This is a genomic window from Arthrobacter sp. efr-133-R2A-120, from assembly GCF_030209835.1.
Classification (GTDB): Bacteria; Actinomycetota; Actinomycetes; order Actinomycetales; family Micrococcaceae; genus Arthrobacter.
In genome coordinates, this window is sequence record NZ_JARVRF010000016.1 from 14774 (window position 1) to 29994 (window position 15221).

Annotated in this window: 16 protein-coding genes; 4 read left to right on the forward strand and 12 right to left on the reverse strand. The window is 64.2% G+C overall.

Going from position 1 to position 15221, the window contains the following annotated elements; translation table 11 throughout:
- Positions 1 to 229 precede the first annotated feature (229 nt).
- Positions 230 to 361: a hypothetical protein gene (locus QRN52_RS10040; protein ID WP_284752588.1), complete on the forward strand. Its 132-nt coding sequence runs from the start codon at positions 230 to 232 to the stop codon at positions 359 to 361.
- 134 nt (positions 362 to 495) lie between these two features.
- On the opposite strand, the gene QRN52_RS10045 is transcribed toward QRN52_RS10040, so the two are convergent.
- Together QRN52_RS10045 and QRN52_RS10050 are read right to left on the reverse strand one after the other, a co-directional pair.
- The gene (locus tag QRN52_RS10045) at positions 496 to 672 is read right to left on the reverse strand and encodes a hypothetical protein (RefSeq protein ID WP_284752589.1); all 177 of its coding nucleotides are present in this window, start codon (positions 670 to 672) and stop codon (positions 496 to 498) included.
- A gap of 409 nt (positions 673 to 1081) precedes the next feature.
- Positions 1082 to 1942: a universal stress protein gene (locus tag QRN52_RS10050; RefSeq protein ID WP_284752590.1), complete on the reverse strand. Its 861-nt coding sequence runs from the start codon at positions 1940 to 1942 to the stop codon at positions 1082 to 1084.
- Between the two features lie 254 nt (positions 1943 to 2196).
- On the opposite strand from QRN52_RS10050, the gene QRN52_RS10055 reads away from it, so the two are divergent.
- Entirely contained in the window at positions 2197 to 2670 is a 474-nt protein-coding gene (locus QRN52_RS10055) for a DUF805 domain-containing protein (protein ID WP_284752591.1), read from the forward strand.
- A gap of 23 nt (positions 2671 to 2693) precedes the next feature.
- Here the strand turns inward: QRN52_RS10055 and QRN52_RS10060 are convergent, their stop codons facing one another.
- The 5 genes from QRN52_RS10060 to QRN52_RS10080 all read right to left on the reverse strand — a co-directional run bounded on the left by QRN52_RS10060 (position 2694) and on the right by QRN52_RS10080 (position 7501).
- On the reverse strand, positions 2694 to 3164 hold the full coding sequence (locus QRN52_RS10060) for a GbsR/MarR family transcriptional regulator (RefSeq protein ID WP_284752592.1): 471 nt from the start codon (positions 3162 to 3164) through the stop codon (positions 2694 to 2696).
- Positions 3161 to 4783 (reverse strand): ABC transporter permease, encoded by a 1623-nt coding sequence (locus QRN52_RS10065; RefSeq protein WP_284752593.1) that lies wholly within the window; start codon positions 4781 to 4783, stop codon positions 3161 to 3163. Before QRN52_RS10065 ends, QRN52_RS10060 begins: the two co-directional genes overlap by 4 nt.
- A 1-nt stretch (position 4784) precedes the next feature.
- Positions 4785 to 5765: an ABC transporter ATP-binding protein gene (locus QRN52_RS10070; RefSeq protein WP_284752594.1), complete on the reverse strand. Its 981-nt coding sequence runs from the start codon at positions 5763 to 5765 to the stop codon at positions 4785 to 4787.
- 78 nt (positions 5766 to 5843) lie between these two features.
- A complete protein-coding gene (locus QRN52_RS10075) occupies positions 5844 to 6797 on the reverse strand; it encodes a hypothetical protein (RefSeq protein WP_284752595.1) in 954 nt (317 codons plus the stop codon).
- Entirely contained in the window at positions 6794 to 7501 is a 708-nt protein-coding gene (locus QRN52_RS10080) for a cytochrome b N-terminal domain-containing protein (RefSeq protein WP_284752596.1), read from the reverse strand. The genes QRN52_RS10075 and QRN52_RS10080 overlap by 4 nt, the downstream gene beginning before the upstream one ends.
- A gap of 329 nt (positions 7502 to 7830) precedes the next feature.
- Between QRN52_RS10080 and QRN52_RS10085 the strand changes: the two genes are divergently transcribed.
- Positions 7831 to 8274, forward strand: a complete 444-nt coding sequence (locus tag QRN52_RS10085) for a pyridoxamine 5'-phosphate oxidase family protein (RefSeq protein WP_284752597.1) — start codon at positions 7831 to 7833, stop codon at positions 8272 to 8274.
- Between the two features lie 12 nt (positions 8275 to 8286).
- Here the strand turns inward: QRN52_RS10085 and QRN52_RS10090 are convergent, their stop codons facing one another.
- Positions 8287 to 9165, reverse strand: a complete 879-nt coding sequence (locus tag QRN52_RS10090; RefSeq protein WP_284752598.1) for a universal stress protein — start codon at positions 9163 to 9165, stop codon at positions 8287 to 8289.
- A 62-nt stretch (positions 9166 to 9227) separates the two neighbouring features.
- On the reverse strand, positions 9228 to 9671 hold the full coding sequence (locus QRN52_RS10095; RefSeq protein ID WP_284752599.1) for a pyridoxamine 5'-phosphate oxidase family protein: 444 nt from the start codon (positions 9669 to 9671) through the stop codon (positions 9228 to 9230).
- 202 nt (positions 9672 to 9873) lie between these two features.
- Between QRN52_RS10095 and QRN52_RS10100 the strand changes: the two genes are divergently transcribed.
- Positions 9874 to 10125: an SHOCT domain-containing protein gene (locus tag QRN52_RS10100; RefSeq protein WP_284752600.1), complete on the forward strand. Its 252-nt coding sequence runs from the start codon at positions 9874 to 9876 to the stop codon at positions 10123 to 10125.
- A 24-nt stretch (positions 10126 to 10149) separates the two neighbouring features.
- Here QRN52_RS10100 and QRN52_RS10105 read toward each other — a convergent pair whose 3' ends face one another.
- From QRN52_RS10105 to QRN52_RS10115, 3 genes are read right to left on the reverse strand one after another with little or no spacing between them, the layout of a single operon-like run.
- Positions 10150 to 11268: an HAD-IC family P-type ATPase gene (locus QRN52_RS10105; RefSeq protein ID WP_284752601.1), complete on the reverse strand. Its 1119-nt coding sequence runs from the start codon at positions 11266 to 11268 to the stop codon at positions 10150 to 10152.
- Positions 11178 to 12584, reverse strand: a complete 1407-nt coding sequence (locus QRN52_RS10110; protein WP_284752602.1) for an HAD-IC family P-type ATPase — start codon at positions 12582 to 12584, stop codon at positions 11178 to 11180. The genes QRN52_RS10105 and QRN52_RS10110 overlap by 91 nt, the downstream gene beginning before the upstream one ends.
- Before the next feature lie 44 nt (positions 12585 to 12628).
- The gene (locus tag QRN52_RS10115) at positions 12629 to 15052 is read right to left on the reverse strand and encodes a phosphoketolase family protein (protein ID WP_284752603.1); all 2424 of its coding nucleotides are present in this window, start codon (positions 15050 to 15052) and stop codon (positions 12629 to 12631) included.
- Positions 15053 to 15221: the final 169 nt, after the last annotated feature.

Sequence of the window (15221 nt, forward strand, 5' to 3'; positions counted from 1 at the left end):
GATATGGTCAGCGGCACGGATACCGTCCCGGGGGAGCCTGCCGACAATGAGAAATACCGAGTTGTCATTGGACTCAACAATCAACGGTTCCATGCCACGGTGCACTTAATCGAGCTTGTAGCCACGAGGGAGCAGCCGGAGTTCCGGGCGCGGTTTGGTTTTGGTCGGGTTCGTGGGCCCGTGGCGAGTGGAACGGTCACAAGTTAAAAGAGTCTTCAGGGCGCGCGGATTGTTTTCCGACGGCATCGCGATCCAGGGCGACAATTACTTCGACTGGACCGTCTACTCCTTCTACCCGGAAGTCGTCCTTCTCTCACTTGAGGAGCTCGGCTATCCAGTCGAATGGCTCGATCGATACTGAGGCCTTCACCTAGCGAGTCAACCATTCACCTGTTCTACGGCCAGAAGTGTCTCACTGGGAGTCCCACAAGGTCCCGAAGCAAAACGACACCCCTTCGATCTGGCATGAGCGCGAGGCGATTGCTTGGTTGCGGCTTAGTTTGACCGGGGGTTCTTGAGAAGGTGGATGCTGAGGACCTCGCTGGTGTCGCGCGTTGTGACCGTGATCCCGTCACCGACGATGTCCAGGAAAAGGATGGCCCTTTCGCCTACTTTGAGTTTCCCGATGCCCAGGAGGGGAATCTCCTGGGTGTCCCTCCTGAGAACCGACACGCCTGCCGTTCGGTATGCGGCTTCTGGGTCTTGGTCCGCTGGCAGGCGCGTGAGGCTCCGAGGGCGATCCGGTAGAGGGAGCCTGTCGAGGTGCGGAAGGCAAAAGTTCCGGTGTCTGTGTTCGTCAGTTCCTCGATCACCATGGCCTGATTCTACGTCGGAGCGGTACCCGGCAGTCCCTGGCGTGATCGCACACGGAGGCTGAGAAAACCAGCAGCCCCAGAGAATTCGTGAATCGCCTATACGTCTCGCGCCGGGAGTGTCGACGGGAACCGCTCCGGTCCCTGTCAGCGGTGAACAAGTTGATGGGGCGCGATGGATGCAAAGAGTCCGGGGAAAGATCGAGGTCCAAACGGTTTGGCCGGTCCGGTGACCTCCTGGCCAAAATTGTATTAACTGGGCAGGCTGCTTAGGCCGTATGTTTCACCCGCCGCACCCGGGTAATGATCGTTGGGCAGGGCAGGGACCTGAGTACCGTGTGGGCCGTCGATCCCAGAAGGAGGCGTTTAAAGCTACCCCTTCCACGGCTGCCCAGCACCAGCAACCTGGCTTCGGCGGCGGCGTTCGCGAGTGCTTCCGCCGGCTCGTTGTTGGACACCAGAACCTGATGGACAACCACGTCGGGATAGTTTTCGGCCAGACCGGCGACGGTCTCGGCGAGGACGATTCGTTCTCCTTCCAAGATGGTCTCGGCAACGTCGGCCGCCGGCATGGCGCGATGAATGAGCGGCGGAGCGAGGACGGCGTGAACCACTGCGAGCTCCTGGCTATCCTTGTCCGCTTCGGCCGCCGCGAAGGAAACCGCTTGCGTTGATTCTTCGGAACCGTCAGCGCCGACCACGATGCCGCGGCGCCCGGTCATGTCCTGTTCCCCGACCACTGCCACAGGGCACTGCGCGACGGCGGCGATCTGCAGCGTCCTGTCAGCTACGGGTCCTCCAGGCCAGTTGTGCCCGGTTCCGATCACAACCATCGAGGCTCCTTTGGAGTGCTTCCTGAGCGCCTGCCCGGGGCTCCCGGAAAACAGCAAGGTTTTCACCTGGACCGTCGGCTCCAATTCGCCCGCATACGCTGCGGTTTTACTGAGCAGCTCGTTCGCTGCGGCCCTGATCACCTCATTGGAACCGACGGATTCGTCGAGCCATCGACTGTCGACCGCGTGAACGAGCTGCACCGGGAGTTTCCGTCGTGCCGCCCGGTCCATCGCCCAAGCCAACGAGGCATGGCTCGCCTTGGTGTCAACCACGCCGACAACGATTGGTTTTTTCATGACTCTGTCCGCCTTCCATGAAATGTGACTCCCTCTTTGCGGGTGCTGTGGGCACCATTTTCTGCTCGTTTGGCCGAGCCAGGCAGGGCCGCAAGTCCTGCAGGTGACGCTCTTGCTGCCACCGTGACCAGGGACGGAACGCACTCGCAGAACTAGGCGCTGTCACTCGTCCGATGCATGGCGTTGTGCTCTGTTCTGACGGGCCGACTGGGTCTAGCATGCGGGTGCCGAATAGTCTGCATGGAAGGGCTTGAATGATGTCCAGCTATCAGCCTCAGTATCTTCCCCAAGGTGGAGTCTCGCTTGAGCTGCCTCACTATGGAGCCCCGCCGATCGAGGCCGTCAAACGGTTCTGGAAGAAGTACACAGTCTTCCACGGGCGGGCTAGCCGTAGTGAGTATTGGTGGTGGGTCCTCGCCTCGGCCATCGTCTCCGGGGTGATCAATGCGGTTGGCGCGACAGGGAGCGGCAACACCAGCACCTCGACGGCCCTTGGCGGCCTTTGGTTCCTGGCGACGATCATGCCTTCGCTCGCCTTGGCTGCACGGCGCCTGCACGACGCAAATCTCAGTGCGTTCTTCTTGTTGCTGGCCTTGATCCCGGTGCTCGGATGGATTGCCCTGCTCGTGTTTGTGCTCCTGCCGGCCAATCCCAGGGGTCAGCGATTCGACCGGTTGGTGCAGGCATATCCGCCGAACCCGCCGCAGCCGTATCCGCCTCAGGCTTGAGGATCGGGCGGAGTCAGAGGAGCCTAGTCTTTGGCCCGTGTGTGTTCCCACTCATCGAGGAGGCCGGGCAGCCGGGTCATGAGGAACCGGTAAAAGGCGCCCATCTCCTTCACTCTTGCCCTTGCCGCTGATCCTTCAGGGAGGCTTGACGCGGTGGAGTCGGCGAGATCGGCGAGTCGGTTGTATACGGGGTTCTGCCGTAAGGAGGCGACGTACCACGCGTTGTCCGGGAGGGCGTAGCGGTCGCGCCGGCTGCCAGGTCGCGAGACCCGGTGGACGAAGCCGACAGTCTGCAGGTACCGCACGGCGCCGGAGACTGCGGCCGCGCTCGCGCCCAGCATCTCTGAGAGCTCGGCAGCGGTCAGCGAGCCGTCGTCGGAGACCACGAGCGCCATGAGTGCCCGGGCCGGCATCTTGGGAAAGCCCGCGGCAGTGAGGACAGCTGCGGATGTCTCGGCGGAGTCGGGCATACGCTTGCTCTCGGGACCTGTCACGCTGTGCCCACCTCCCGGCGGCGGACGGCCACGAGCGAGAATGCCGTGATGACCGCGGCGATGCCGAGCATCCAGAAGCCGCCGCTCCAGTCGGTCCCGGTGCTTGTGGTGACGGGGCTGTGGGTAAACGGCGAAAGGTCCCGGAGTGTCTGGTCGAGGCCGAGCATGCCGCCGTAGATCCCGAGGACGACGCCGACGCCCAGGAGCGCCCACCCGGCAGGGATCGTGGCGCGGGGCCAGACAACGAACACTGCGGCGGGCAGCGCAAGGTAAATGAGTGCTGCGGGAAGCTGGTCGACGGCGGTCTGCCAGACGTCGCCGACTGCGTTGGAGGTGTCTCCGGAGGCGACCAGTGAGACCCAGGCCCCGAGGGCGGTGAACGCCATGACAAGCACGACAGAGACGGTACCAAGTCCAAGGAAGCTCCCCAGCCAGCGTATCCGGCCCACCGACTCGGACACCACGGGCTCGGCGGTTCCGGCCACCTCCTCCTGACGGAGGCGAAGGACGGCCTGGAGACCGCAGGCCGCGGCAAGTATTCCGGCTACCTCGAACAGTGCTGCGACGAGGAGCTGGGTCATTGATGTGCCCTGTGCCTCGATCATGCCGCGGAGCACGGCGGTGATTTGGGGGTTGGAGGTGATCGAGGACTGGATCGCGGAACCGAGCGAGCCCGTGAGGAGGCCCGTCGCGAGGCCGCCGATGCACCAGCCCATGATCGCTCCCTGTTGGAGGCGCAGCGCGAGCGAGAAGCTCCCGCGCAGCCAGGGCCGGGCGTCGGCGCGTCCGGATCGCCCGGCGAGCACGCTCGCCCCGACGTCACGGCGCGCCATCAAAGCCACGACGACGGCGGTGCACACCGCCCAGAGTGCGAGGGGAAGGAGCAACGGCCACCAACGGTTGCCCGTGTAGGCGAAGGTTTGCTGGCCCCATCCGATGGGGGAGATCCAACTCGGCCACGCGGCCGTCATGGTCGTCCCGTCGGGACTCACCTGTCCCGTCGCGTCCCCGAAGCCGCGCAGCAGGTACGCGAGCATCACGAGGGCCGACGAGATGCCGTTGGCCCCCCGCGATGTGCTGAAGAACTCGGAGGCCAGCAGGCCCACTCCGAGGAAGGCGAAGCCCACGGCACCCGTCGCGAAGCCAGCCACGAGCGAGCCGGCAGGGTCAAGCCCTCCGGCCATGAAGCCGAGCGCCGTCGCGACGGCGACGAGCGCGTTGGCCACGATGCCGTGAAGGACAGTGGCGCCGAGCGGGGCCCATCGCCCGGCCGCCGTCGCGGAAATGAGCTCGGCCCGGCCCGATTCCTCTTCCGCCCGGGTGTGCCGGACGGCCATGAACGTATTCATGAGTCCGGCAAGGACGCCCAGGAATGAGAAGATTTCGAAGAACGTAAACGAATCGAGCGCCGGACCGCGTGGGAGGCCGCGCAGCACGAGGATCGCGGGAGCCGCGGTCGCAAGCTGCAGCACCTGCGCGCGTGTTGCGTCGTCGCCGAAGGTTTTAGCTATGGCCGCGACGGCGAACAGCGCGAGGGCTCCGATCGAGAGCACCCACACAATCACCTGCCAGCGGTCCCGGCGTAACCTCTGCCGGTACAGGATCCACAGAGCGCCCATCTCAGGCTCCCGCCCCGGCGCGGTGGCGCCGATGGTGGGTGCCGCCGTCGTCCGCTACCTGCGGGGCAGGCGGGGCGACCGTGTCGCCGTAGTGGCGCAGGAAGAGCTCTTCGAGCGACGGCGGCGCGACGAGGAGGCCTTTGACCCCGAGGCTGCCCAGAAGCGGCAGGACCTCGTGGACGCGATCGGAATCGGCGCCGAACTTGACGCGCCCGTCGGCCACGGTGAGGTCGTGGACCTGCGACAGCGTGTCCAGCGCGTGGGTGTCCACGCTGTCCTGGGCGAACGAGATCTCCGTGCGGGTGAGGTGGCGCAATGCGTCGAGCGTCCCTCCGTCAACGATCCGGCCGGCTCGGATGATGCTCACGCGGTCGGCGAGCTGCTCGACCTCGGAGAGGATGTGGCTTGAGAGCAGGACTGTGGCGCCGTTCTCGTGCACGATCCGCCTGATCTCACGCGTGAAGACGGCCTCCATGAGCGGGTCAAGGCCGCTCGTGGGCTCGTCGAGGAGATACAGCTCGGCGTCCATGACGAGGGCGGAAATGAGCGCGACCTTCTGGCGGTTTCCCTTCGAGTAGGCGCGGCCCTTCTTGCCCGGGTCGAAGTCGAAGAGCTCGCAGAGGTGACGCTTGCGCTCCCTGTAGGTGGCTTGGTCTACAGCGCCGTCACGGAGGCGGGAAAGGAGGTCGATGGCTTCTCCGCCCGAAAGGTTGGGCCAGAGGCTCACGTCTCCCGGGATGCTCGCGACGCGTCGGTGGAGTTCGACGGCGTCTGCCCAGGGATGCAGGCCCAGGACGCTCGCGCTGCCCGACGACGGCCGGGCCAGGCCGAGCAGGATGCGCAGCGTGGTGGTCTTCCCCGCGCCGTTCGGGCCGAGGAAGCCGTGGATCTCGCCCTTGTGGACCTCGAGATCGAGGCCGTCGAGCGCTTTGACGCGCCCGAAGTTCTTGTGCAAATCGACAGTCTGGATGACGGTGTCCATGACACAAACGTACGCAGTTTTCACAAAGTTTTGAATGACCGAAAGGCCCTTGTTTTCCAGCGCAGTTCGTGCGTTGGTCTAGCGGTGCTTGTAGTAGTCCCGCCAGATCAGCCGGTGTAGGGGTATGCGGCGGGGAAGCGACCTGAGTCCGGGGATGAAAGGCACAAGGGTCAGGAGGAGTGTCAGGATCACCATGGAAAACACGACGAGGACATCTGCGCTCGGCGATGATTTGAAGGGTTCCAGTTGATAGAGGGCGGAGAAGAGCCACAGCCACGACTGGCCGGGGTAGTTCCCGGTTTCATTCATCATTCCCCACTGGTCTCCCGTCAGATGCTGGGCGTCGGCGAGTCCGGGGAAGTAGCTGCCGTCGCCGAGGAACAGGATGCTGGCTTTGTAGTCGGCGTTGTAGAACGAGCCTTTTGCGCTCAGGACCGGATCAAGGGTGCCTTGCTGCGCCATGGCCAGTAGGGCTCCGGTGAGGGCCGGCACCGGGCCGTAGTCGCCGGATGGAACTTTCGCCGGGTCGTTGTCCGGGGCCTTGCTGAGTGCGTCCCCGTACGCGGTGGTCCAGGCAGTGTGTTGGGCGTCGCTTGCCTTCGTCCATTCGTCGATCGCTGCCGGGGGTGTCGGCAGGGTTTGGAGCGGGCCGATGACGAAGTCGTTGGCTGTGTCGATCGGAAGCCGTACGCCGGAAAGGCTCTGCAGGTCGATAGGGCCGAATTTTTGGGTGGCATCGGGCGTCGAATTGTAGGGCGGTCCATATCCCGCGGTGCCGCTGGTGCCTCCGAGTTCGGTGGTGGCTGTTGCCACGAAGTCCGCGGGGTCGGCCACGGCCCATGACTTCAGGGTCACCGTAGGTTCGTCCGGCGAGCTGAAAACCGCAGAGAGTCCCAGGACAAGCAGGCCAACAACCACCAGCCCGACAACAAGTTCCTTGAACAGGTCGTATTCGCGCGTCGTGCCTGGCCATGGCCTGCTGGCGATGTCGTTTCGTGCGCGCCACGACGTTGACGCTAGGGACTTGCTCACTTCGTGTCCTCGCTCTCAGTGGCCGGGTTTGGCGCTGTTGAGCGTAGCTGGGCATCGGATGCCGCGGCCTCCAACGGGGGCACCACTCCGTGCATCCGCACGAGAACAACGTGGAGGGCGACAATGGCGGCGACGGCCAGCGGGAGGAGTGTGATGTGCCACATGAGTATCTGGCCCAGATCGGCGACGTTGAACCATGCCCCTACACCGACCGCGTTGAGGGCGTCTTTGGCTTGGAAGGCAATCCACTGCGAGTCGAAATTGGTTTGAAGGAGGTATCCGGTAAAGGCCGTGACGATTGAGACGACGAACGCGAGCATCCCGGTGATCCAGGTCAGCACGCGCCCGCCCCGCCAAGCAGCCATCCAGAATTTGCCCCAGAGGTGGATCACCATGAACATGAAGAACAGTTCAACGCTCCACAAATGGGTGCTGTTGATGAAACGCCCGAAAGCCGAGGCATGGAACCACGTGGGTCCGTTCAGCGCAAGTACGGCACCGGAACCGAGGATGTAGGCAAACGCGGCAACGGCGCCCATGCCGAAGACGTAAATCCAGGACGACACGTAACTCGGCTGGTCTTCGGGAAGCAGCTTGTCCGGCGGCAGCCGGCGTAGCGCCCAGCCCCGGGCTTTTCCCGTCCAGGTGGAGAACCGTGGTTCGCCGTCGTCGGCAGTCGGGACCGGACCGCGGTGGACGGTCATTTCCGGCTCCTTCGGCCTGGGAACGGAAGAACCAAAGCGAGAATGAACAACACGACCATCGTGGCAATGACCACCAGATTGCCGAATTGGATCAGGAAATCACCCCACTGGAAATAGATTCCGGTATCCGGCATTCCGGCATCCGCCTGTCTTATTCCGAGCATCACGGCCTCTTTCGATGAAAGGCGAACCTTGGATGGGAAGCCTTCCTATATATGGACGCTACAAGCTTGCGGGCCAACAGACACGGGTCCAAGGGCCCTATTGGATGGTGCGGGCCGCGTGCATGCTGGAATGGCTTGGAATGCCGCACATCGAAAGGATCTGCCATGTCACCGGATACCGCAAACCCCGTGGAAGTCCTGAACGAGGAAGAATGCTGGAATATCCTTTTGGGTGCGACGTTGGGGCGGTTGGCATTGAGCATCGCCAACGAACCCGAGATCTATCCGATCAATTTCGTTGCCCACGACGGGAAAATCCTCCTCCGGACGAATCCCGGGGAGAAGCTGTTTGCGCTCACGATCAACGACAAAGTCGCCTTGGAGGCCGACGGGGTCGGTAGGCAATCCGTCTGGAGCGTCGTGGTCAAAGGCACGGCACGGCAATTGGAGTCCGGTGCCGAGATCGAAGCTGCCGAAAGGATTCCGCGCCAACAATTGACCTCTACAAAGAAGCGGGTTTTCGTTGAGATCGTCCCGACGTCGATCACCGGGAGGCGCATTCACCGGGGACCTGAAGACGACGATCTGGTCCCCAGCGACTTGTACTGAACAACATCTGCTTCACGGGGTGTCCGGGGTTGGCCGACGCACCACCATGACCGGGCAGCTGGCGTGATGAAGCACAGCGTGGGCGACCGAACCGATGGTGCCCCGAACGAGCCCGCGTCCTCTGGTCCCGACGACGATGACGGAGGCATCCTGAGCCTCCGCCAAAAGAGTGCCCGGGATGGACGTGCCGATCGGAGATCTTATCTGGAGATCAAGGCCCGGAATGGTTTCGTGGGCGTTCCGCGCCGCGGAGTCGAGAAGCGCCTGGACGCGGGGTTCTGCTTGGTCCCGAGTCTGGATGCCCTCGTCAGAGATGGGGCGCGGAATCCAGTGATTCTTGCGGACATGCACCACTCGAAGGGGTGCACCCGCCAACGCTGCCAGGGTTCGGGCATGCCGAAGCGGTAGTTCCCAATCATCGAAGTCGACGCCGACGTCGACCGGCCCACCGGCGTGTTCCCCGTCGCGGACGACAACAACCGGGCAATCGGCTGTTGCCGCGAGTTCCAGGCTGACGGAGCCGATCAGCAGCCCCATGAATCCTCCTGCGCCCCGGGTGCCGACGACCACCAATGCGGCGCCGGTAGAGAGGGTCCTGAGGTGTTCGGCCGGCCACCCATAGAACAGCGTCGTTTTGACAGCCAATCCAGGAACCGCGTCGTTGACCCGTGCCACGCCCTCGGTCAGAACGTCCTCGGCCGCGCGTCGCAACCCGCTGCCTTCGACGCCCGGCACCGGACCGAGGTCGTGGGTGATTGCGGGCCACAGGGAGCTGTGAACCAGGTGCAGTCCGCAGTTCCGCTGAGCCGCCTGGCGGGCAGCCCAACGGATGGCCGGGACAGCTTCGGCGGACCCGTCGTATCCGACGATGATTTCTTCCGCGGTACCCATGGTCTCCTTACCCGTAAGGGTGTTTGAAGGTGGAATGGCCCGGGTTCAACTCCAGGTGCGGCTCACTCCAGGTGCACGTGGCGTCCGGTGACCCTGTGTGCCTGGATCCGGACAAAGAGGTTCCGTGCTCCGCCGGCCCACGGCTCGGCCATGACCTTTCCCCAGAGCCGGTTCAGCAGATCCTCGTCCTCAACACGTGTCGAGGCCCCGCTGACCAGCACCGACCAACCCTCGCTCCGCTCGGCACGAGAATCGTCGATTTGAAAGGACGACCCGAGCGACGGGACCGCCTCGGCGATCGATCCATCCCCGGCCGTACGGAAGTAAATGGACTGGCCATCGACCAGATAATTCACGGGGAGGATCACCACCCTGCCTTGTTCAACAAAGCCGAAGCGGCCGGTCGTGTTTGAGCGCAGGAGGTCCCAGCACTGTTCCTGGCTGAGTTCTTCCGCGACGTGCAGTCCGCCGTCAACGCGGCCTGCGTCCATGCTGGGGAGTGACATGTCTGCTCCTATGTCGTCTAGCTCGTCTTTCGGGCACACGATCGCGGGTATGAAGACCTGCAACTCCCAGCAGCCTATTGGGGGCACTTCTCCTGCTGTAGGGCCGAAAGGCCCGGCGGTGTGACTAAATGCCCTGTGGGAGGGGCCGGAAACGAGCGACACTGGACGCAGGTACGCAATCCAGTTCAAAGGGAAATTGGCCATGATGTATGGATGGGGTGGAAGCGTCGGCATCGGCGGCTGGATCGCCATGGGGCTGATGATGTTGCTGTTCTGGGGTGGCATTGCCACCTTGGTGCTCCTCCTGCTGCACGGGAGCCACGCGGGCGGACGGGGTTTCCAAGGGCCGCCCCATGATGATTCCGAGCGTATCCTCAATGAGCGCTTCGCCAGGGGCGAGATTGACGAAACGGAGCTAGCGGCTCGCCGTGCTGCTCTACGGCGCCGGCCGTGAACAGGATTCCCGCCGGGTCTGCGGCTATTTCCGTGCGTAGCTCCGGCTGTGGAACCGGTGCAGGGCTTCGATAGCGAGGATTCCGCCGCGCGCGCTGCCAAGCGCCGTCAGGAGAAGATCGTTCGGGGGCCATTCCAAACCGAAGAAGTCCTGGAGCAGAGGCACGCTCAACACAAGGACCAAGCCGAGGTACATCGCCCCGATGATGCACGCGCGTATCGGGTTGAGCGGGCGCGAACTGGCTGCGAGTATCCATAGACCCGCGAGTGAGAGCGCGACGACCGAGGCTGTGCGTGTGGCACTGAGTGTGTGCGCACCGACCGCCGTTGCGTAGACGTTGACGGCAAAGACGGCGGCAGCAACGACGAACCCGCAAGGCACGGCGAAGGAGAGGGAGCGTTTGAGGAATCCGGGGGCGTAACGGCGGTTATTGGGCATGAGTGCAAGGAAGAACGCCGGAATTCCGATGGTGCGGCCGTCTGTGGCGGAGAGTTGGCGCGGCAGGAACGGGAAGTCCCACAGAAGTGCTCCGAAGGTGGCGGAGAGGATGATGGCGTAGGCCGTCTTGCTAAGGAACAGGACCGAAACCCGTTCAATATTCGCGATGACCCTCCTGCCTTCCGCGACCACGCCGGGAAGCCTGTCGAAGCGTCCATCCAGGAGGACAATGCGGGACACTGCCTTGGTGGCGGCCGCGGCGGAGTCCATGGCGATACCTATGTCCGCTTCCTTGAGTGCCAGCGCGTCGTTGACCCCGTCCCCGGTCATCGCGACAGTATGGCCTCCGCGCTGCAGTGCAAGGACCATATCTTTCTTCTGTTTCGGGGTGACGCGCCCGAACACGACGTAGTCTTCTAGAGCTTCCAGCATCAGGTCCGGATGAGCCGGCAATTCCCGCGCGTCGTACCCGTATTCCGCGTCCAGTCCGACCTCGCGGGCGACGGCGGCAACGGTGCGGGGATCGTCGCCGGAGATGATCCGCACCTCCACGTTCTGCTCACGAAAATAGTCAAGGATCTTTGCAGCTTCCGGGCGTACGCTCTCCCGGAAGGTCAGCAGGCATATCGGGGCACAATCGGCCGGCGGTTGATCCTCCGCTGCATCCCGTGCCGGCAACGGGCCGGGCAAATAGGCCAGGACCAAGGTGCGCAGGCCGGAGGAGGCCAGACGTGTTGCGGCGTCAAGGACGCGAGCTGTGCCTGGGGTGTCTTCCGGAAGGACAATCTCCGGAGCGCCCAGCACCCAGGTGCCGCCGACCAATTGGTCTGAGCCGAAGCTGACGGCACTCCATTTCCGTGCAGAGGAGAACGGCACCGTCGAGCTCGGGCGAAGGCTGGTGCCCGAGGAAAGGCACCGGCAAGGCACCGGGCAGTGGCATTGGCCTGCGGGTCGGTTCCGAACCAGCCTAGAACCTGCCTCCACCCGGGCTTCGGTGACGCACCGGCCTGGTGGACGCCGTCGAACACGAGCTTGCCTTCGGTGAGAGTGCCGGTCTTGTCGAGGCAGAACACGTCCACACGAGCGAGGCCTTCCACGGCCGCCAACTCCTGGATCAGGACTTTCTGACGGGCGAGCCGTAACGCGCCGACAGCGAATGCGACGCTGGAGAGGAGCACCAGGCCCAGCGGGATCATAGCTATGGCGCTGGCGACCGCCCCCACGGAAGCTGTCCTCCAGCTTCCGGTTGTGATGGCTTGCTCCCAACCACCGCTCGCCTGCATTTCACCGTTGATGACAAGAATCATGAGAGGCGGCAAGAGCCAGGTGATCGAACGGAGGATCCTGTTGAGACTGTTGCGGATCTCGGAGTTGACCATGGAGAAGCGCTTGGCCTCGGCGGTCAGTTTGCTGGCGAAGGAGTCGGCGCCGACGCGGACCACCCGGGCCCTGCCGTGCCCGGCGACGACGCTGGAGCCGGAGAGCACCTCGGATCCCGGTCCCTTGCTCACAGGGCGTGATTCGCCGGTGAGGAGCGATTCGTCAAGTTCCAGGCCTTCGCCGTCGATGATGGAAGCATCCGCGGGCACCTGGTCGCCGACGCGCAGCAGGAGCACGTCGTCGCGGACGACGTCTTGCGTGTCAACAGCCTGCGCCGTGCCGTCGCGAACCACCCGGGCGCGGGAGGCGTCGAGAATCGCGAGTCGATCCAATGACTTTTTGGCCCGGTATTCCTGAACGACACCAACGAGGATATTGCCCGCGGCGGCCAGCCCGAAGAGCGCATCCTTCCACTGGCCCAGAAAAAGCAGCAGGCCGAAGCTGCAGCCCACGATCGCGTTGAACAGCGTCAGGAGGTTTGCCCGGAAGATCTGCCCGAGCGTTCTGCTTGGAGCCTCTGAAACGGTGTTGACGAGTCCTGCTTCCGTCCGGGCCAGGACCTCGGCGCTGGACAACCCGGATCCAGCGGGGGAGCGGCCCGCCTCGGCACCGGGATGGTTCAGGGCTGGTTGTTGGGTCACAGTTTTCCGCACTTCTCCTCGACGGCACCTTCCTTTTCCTCCCGCTAGGGAAGGTGCGGCGTCCAGGACCAGTCCCGGATTTCCGGGAGGTCTTCGAAGTGTTCCCGGATGTATCGCGCATGTGTATCCAGCTGCCTGCGGCAGAAGTCGACCAGTTCGTCCGCGCCTCCGACCTGCCGGTGAATGCGACGCAACGCTTCCAGGACCAGGTGGTAGCGGCTCATCTTGTTCAGGACCACCATGTCGAAGGGGGTGGTTGTGGTTCCTTGTTCGTTGTAGCCGCGGACATGGAACCGTTCCGGGCGGGGTCTTCCATGCAGGAGTTGGTGCAGGGCCCGGGCGTAGCCGTGCCAGGCCATGATGACTTCTCGGTCTGCCGTGAACAGTTCTTCGAACTTCCCATCGGATAGGCCGTGGGGGTGGGTGTCGCGGGGCGGGAGGACCATGGCATCCATGACGTTGACAACGCGGACCACGAGTCCGGGCAGATGCTCTTGCAGCAACCAGGCTGCGGCCAGCGTCTCCTGGGTGGGGATGTCCCCTGCACAGGCCATGACGACGTCGGGCACGGCCCGGGCGCCGTCGGGCTCGCCGCCGTTGGGCTGCTCGTTCCCGGCCCAAGACCAGATGGACGCTCCTGCCGCGGCGTGGCGCCTCGCCTCCTCCAGGGTGAGGTACTGCGGGTGCGGTTGTTTGTCTACGACCACCAGATTGACGTAGTCCTTGCTGCGAAGGATGTGGTCGGCGGTGACGAGGAGGGTATTTGCGTCCGGTGGCAGGTAGACGCGGGTGACGGTGCCCGACAGGGACAACACCGTGTCGATCAGTCCGGGCCCTTGGTGGCTGAATCCGTTGTGGTCGTTGCGCCAGCAGGTGGAGGTCAGGAGAATGTTCAGGCTAGGCACGGGGGCTCGCCATTCAAGTTCCCTCGCGTGCTGGAGCCATTTGGCGTGTTGGACGGTCATTGACGCGCTGACCATCGCGAAGGCCTCGTAGCTGGCGAACAGTCCATGGCGGCCCGTGAGGAGGTATCCCTCCAGCCAGCCCTGGCACAGGTGTTCGGAGAGGACTTCCATGACCCTGCCTCCGGGCGAGACGTGGTCTTCGGCCCGGGCATGATCGCCGGGCCTGGCCGGTTCCAGGAGGCAGCGGTCGGTGGCCTCGAAGACAGCCCCGAGCCGGTTGCTGTTGGTTTCGTCCGGGCAGAAGAGCCGGAACCTCGGATCCGGGGCCGTCGCGACGTAGATGTCCCGGAGTAGTTCCCCGAGCGGCCGGGTGGTTTCGTGGACGACCGACCCCCTAGGGGCCGCCGGTACCGCGTATTGTTCCAGCTCGGGGATATCAAGGACAGTCCCGGTCCCGCCGCGTCCGGCACGGGTTGCGCCCATGCGGAGGGTGCCCCCCGGGGCAAGTGCGGCCAATTCGGGGGCGAGCCGGCCTGTGCTGTCGAAGAGGGTTTCGGGCTGGTAGGAGCGCATCCAGGCCTCAAGCTGCGCCAGGTGTTCGGGATTCTCGCGAACGTTTGCCAGGGGCACTTGGTGGGAGCGAAAGGTTCCTTCGACGGGAAGCCCGTCCACCATGGCTGGCCCGGTCCACCCTTTTGGCGTCCGCAGGATGATGGCGGGCCATCGCGCCGGGCCGTGCACGCCCTGGCTGCGCGCTGTGGATTGCAGTTCGCGGATGCGCCCATAAGACTCGTCCATCGCAGTGGCCAAGGCGCGGTGGACTAGCACCGGGTCCTCGCCGGAGACGGTGCGCGGATCCCAGCCATGGGCACTCAGGAGCGCTTCGACGTCCTCGTCGGATTTGCGGCCGAGGACGGTCGGGCCGGAGATCTTGTATCCGTTCAGATGGAGTATCGGCAGCACGGCGCCGTCCCGGGCCGGATTGAGGAAGGATGGCGCCTTCCATGACGCTTCCAACGGGCCGGTCTCGGCTTCGCCATCGCCGATGACGCAAGCGACAATCAGTCCGGGGTTGTCCATGGCCGCGCCCGTGGCGTGCATCAAGGAGTAGCCAAGCTCGCCCCCTTCGTGGATGGAGCCGGGAGTGGCCGGGCCGACATGGCTCGCGATCCCGCCCGGCGTTGAGAATTGCCGGACAAGGCGCCGGAGTCCCTGGAGGTCCATCCCAACTTTGGGATAGATCTCCGAGTAGGTGCCCTCAAGATAGAGGTTGGCGACGACGGCGGGACCGCCGTGGCCTGGACCAGCGACGAACAGGACTTCCGCTGAGGTTCGCCTGATCAGGCGGTTCAAATGGGCATAGATCAACGACAGCCCGGGGCTGGTTCCCCAGTGGCCCAGGAGCCGGGGCTTGATGTGGCGCGGGAGCAGCGGCTCCCTCAGGAGAGGGTTTTCCTGTAGGTAGATCTGGGCCACCGTGAGGTAGTTGGCCGCGGACCAGTACCGGTGCAGCGGCTCGAAGTCTTCGCTCGACGCTTCGGTGACGGGGGTTCCGGTTTCCATGGGCTTGCCTCTTCCGGGTTCGACGGCGTGCCGAATGCATGCGTTTCTGGCGTCTGGACTGTTCTGGTCTTCACGGTGTCAGATGCACGACCGGGGCGGTTAGGGCCATAGGGCCCTAGGGCGTGTCTCCTAAAGTTCGGGCTGGTGGTCCGGGATGCTGGATGGGTGT

Excerpts from the sequence above, each read along its gene's own strand:
- QRN52_RS10050 (WP_284752590.1), bottom strand. The coding sequence starts at position 1,942 with ATGAAAAAACCAATCGTTGTCGGCGTGGTTGACACCAAGGCGAGCCAT.
- QRN52_RS10055 (WP_284752591.1), top strand. The coding sequence starts at position 2,197 with ATGATGTCCAGCTATCAGCCTCAGTATCTTCCCCAAGGTGGAGTCTCG.
- QRN52_RS10065 (WP_284752593.1), bottom strand. The coding sequence starts at position 4,783 with ATGGGCGCTCTGTGGATCCTGTACCGGCAGAGGTTACGCCGGGACCGC.
- QRN52_RS10070 (WP_284752594.1), bottom strand. The coding sequence starts at position 5,765 with ATGGACACCGTCATCCAGACTGTCGATTTGCACAAGAACTTCGGGCGC.
- QRN52_RS10080 (WP_284752596.1), bottom strand. The coding sequence starts at position 7,501 with ATGACCGTCCACCGCGGTCCGGTCCCGACTGCCGACGACGGCGAACCA.
- QRN52_RS10085 (WP_284752597.1), top strand. The coding sequence starts at position 7,831 with ATGTCACCGGATACCGCAAACCCCGTGGAAGTCCTGAACGAGGAAGAA.
- QRN52_RS10090 (WP_284752598.1), bottom strand. The coding sequence starts at position 9,165 with ATGGGTACCGCGGAAGAAATCATCGTCGGATACGACGGGTCCGCCGAA.
- QRN52_RS10095 (WP_284752599.1), bottom strand. The coding sequence starts at position 9,671 with ATGTCACTCCCCAGCATGGACGCAGGCCGCGTTGACGGCGGACTGCAC.
- QRN52_RS10100 (WP_284752600.1), top strand. The coding sequence starts at position 9,874 with ATGATGTATGGATGGGGTGGAAGCGTCGGCATCGGCGGCTGGATCGCC.
- QRN52_RS10115 (WP_284752603.1), bottom strand. The coding sequence starts at position 15,052 with ATGGAAACCGGAACCCCCGTCACCGAAGCGTCGAGCGAAGACTTCGAG.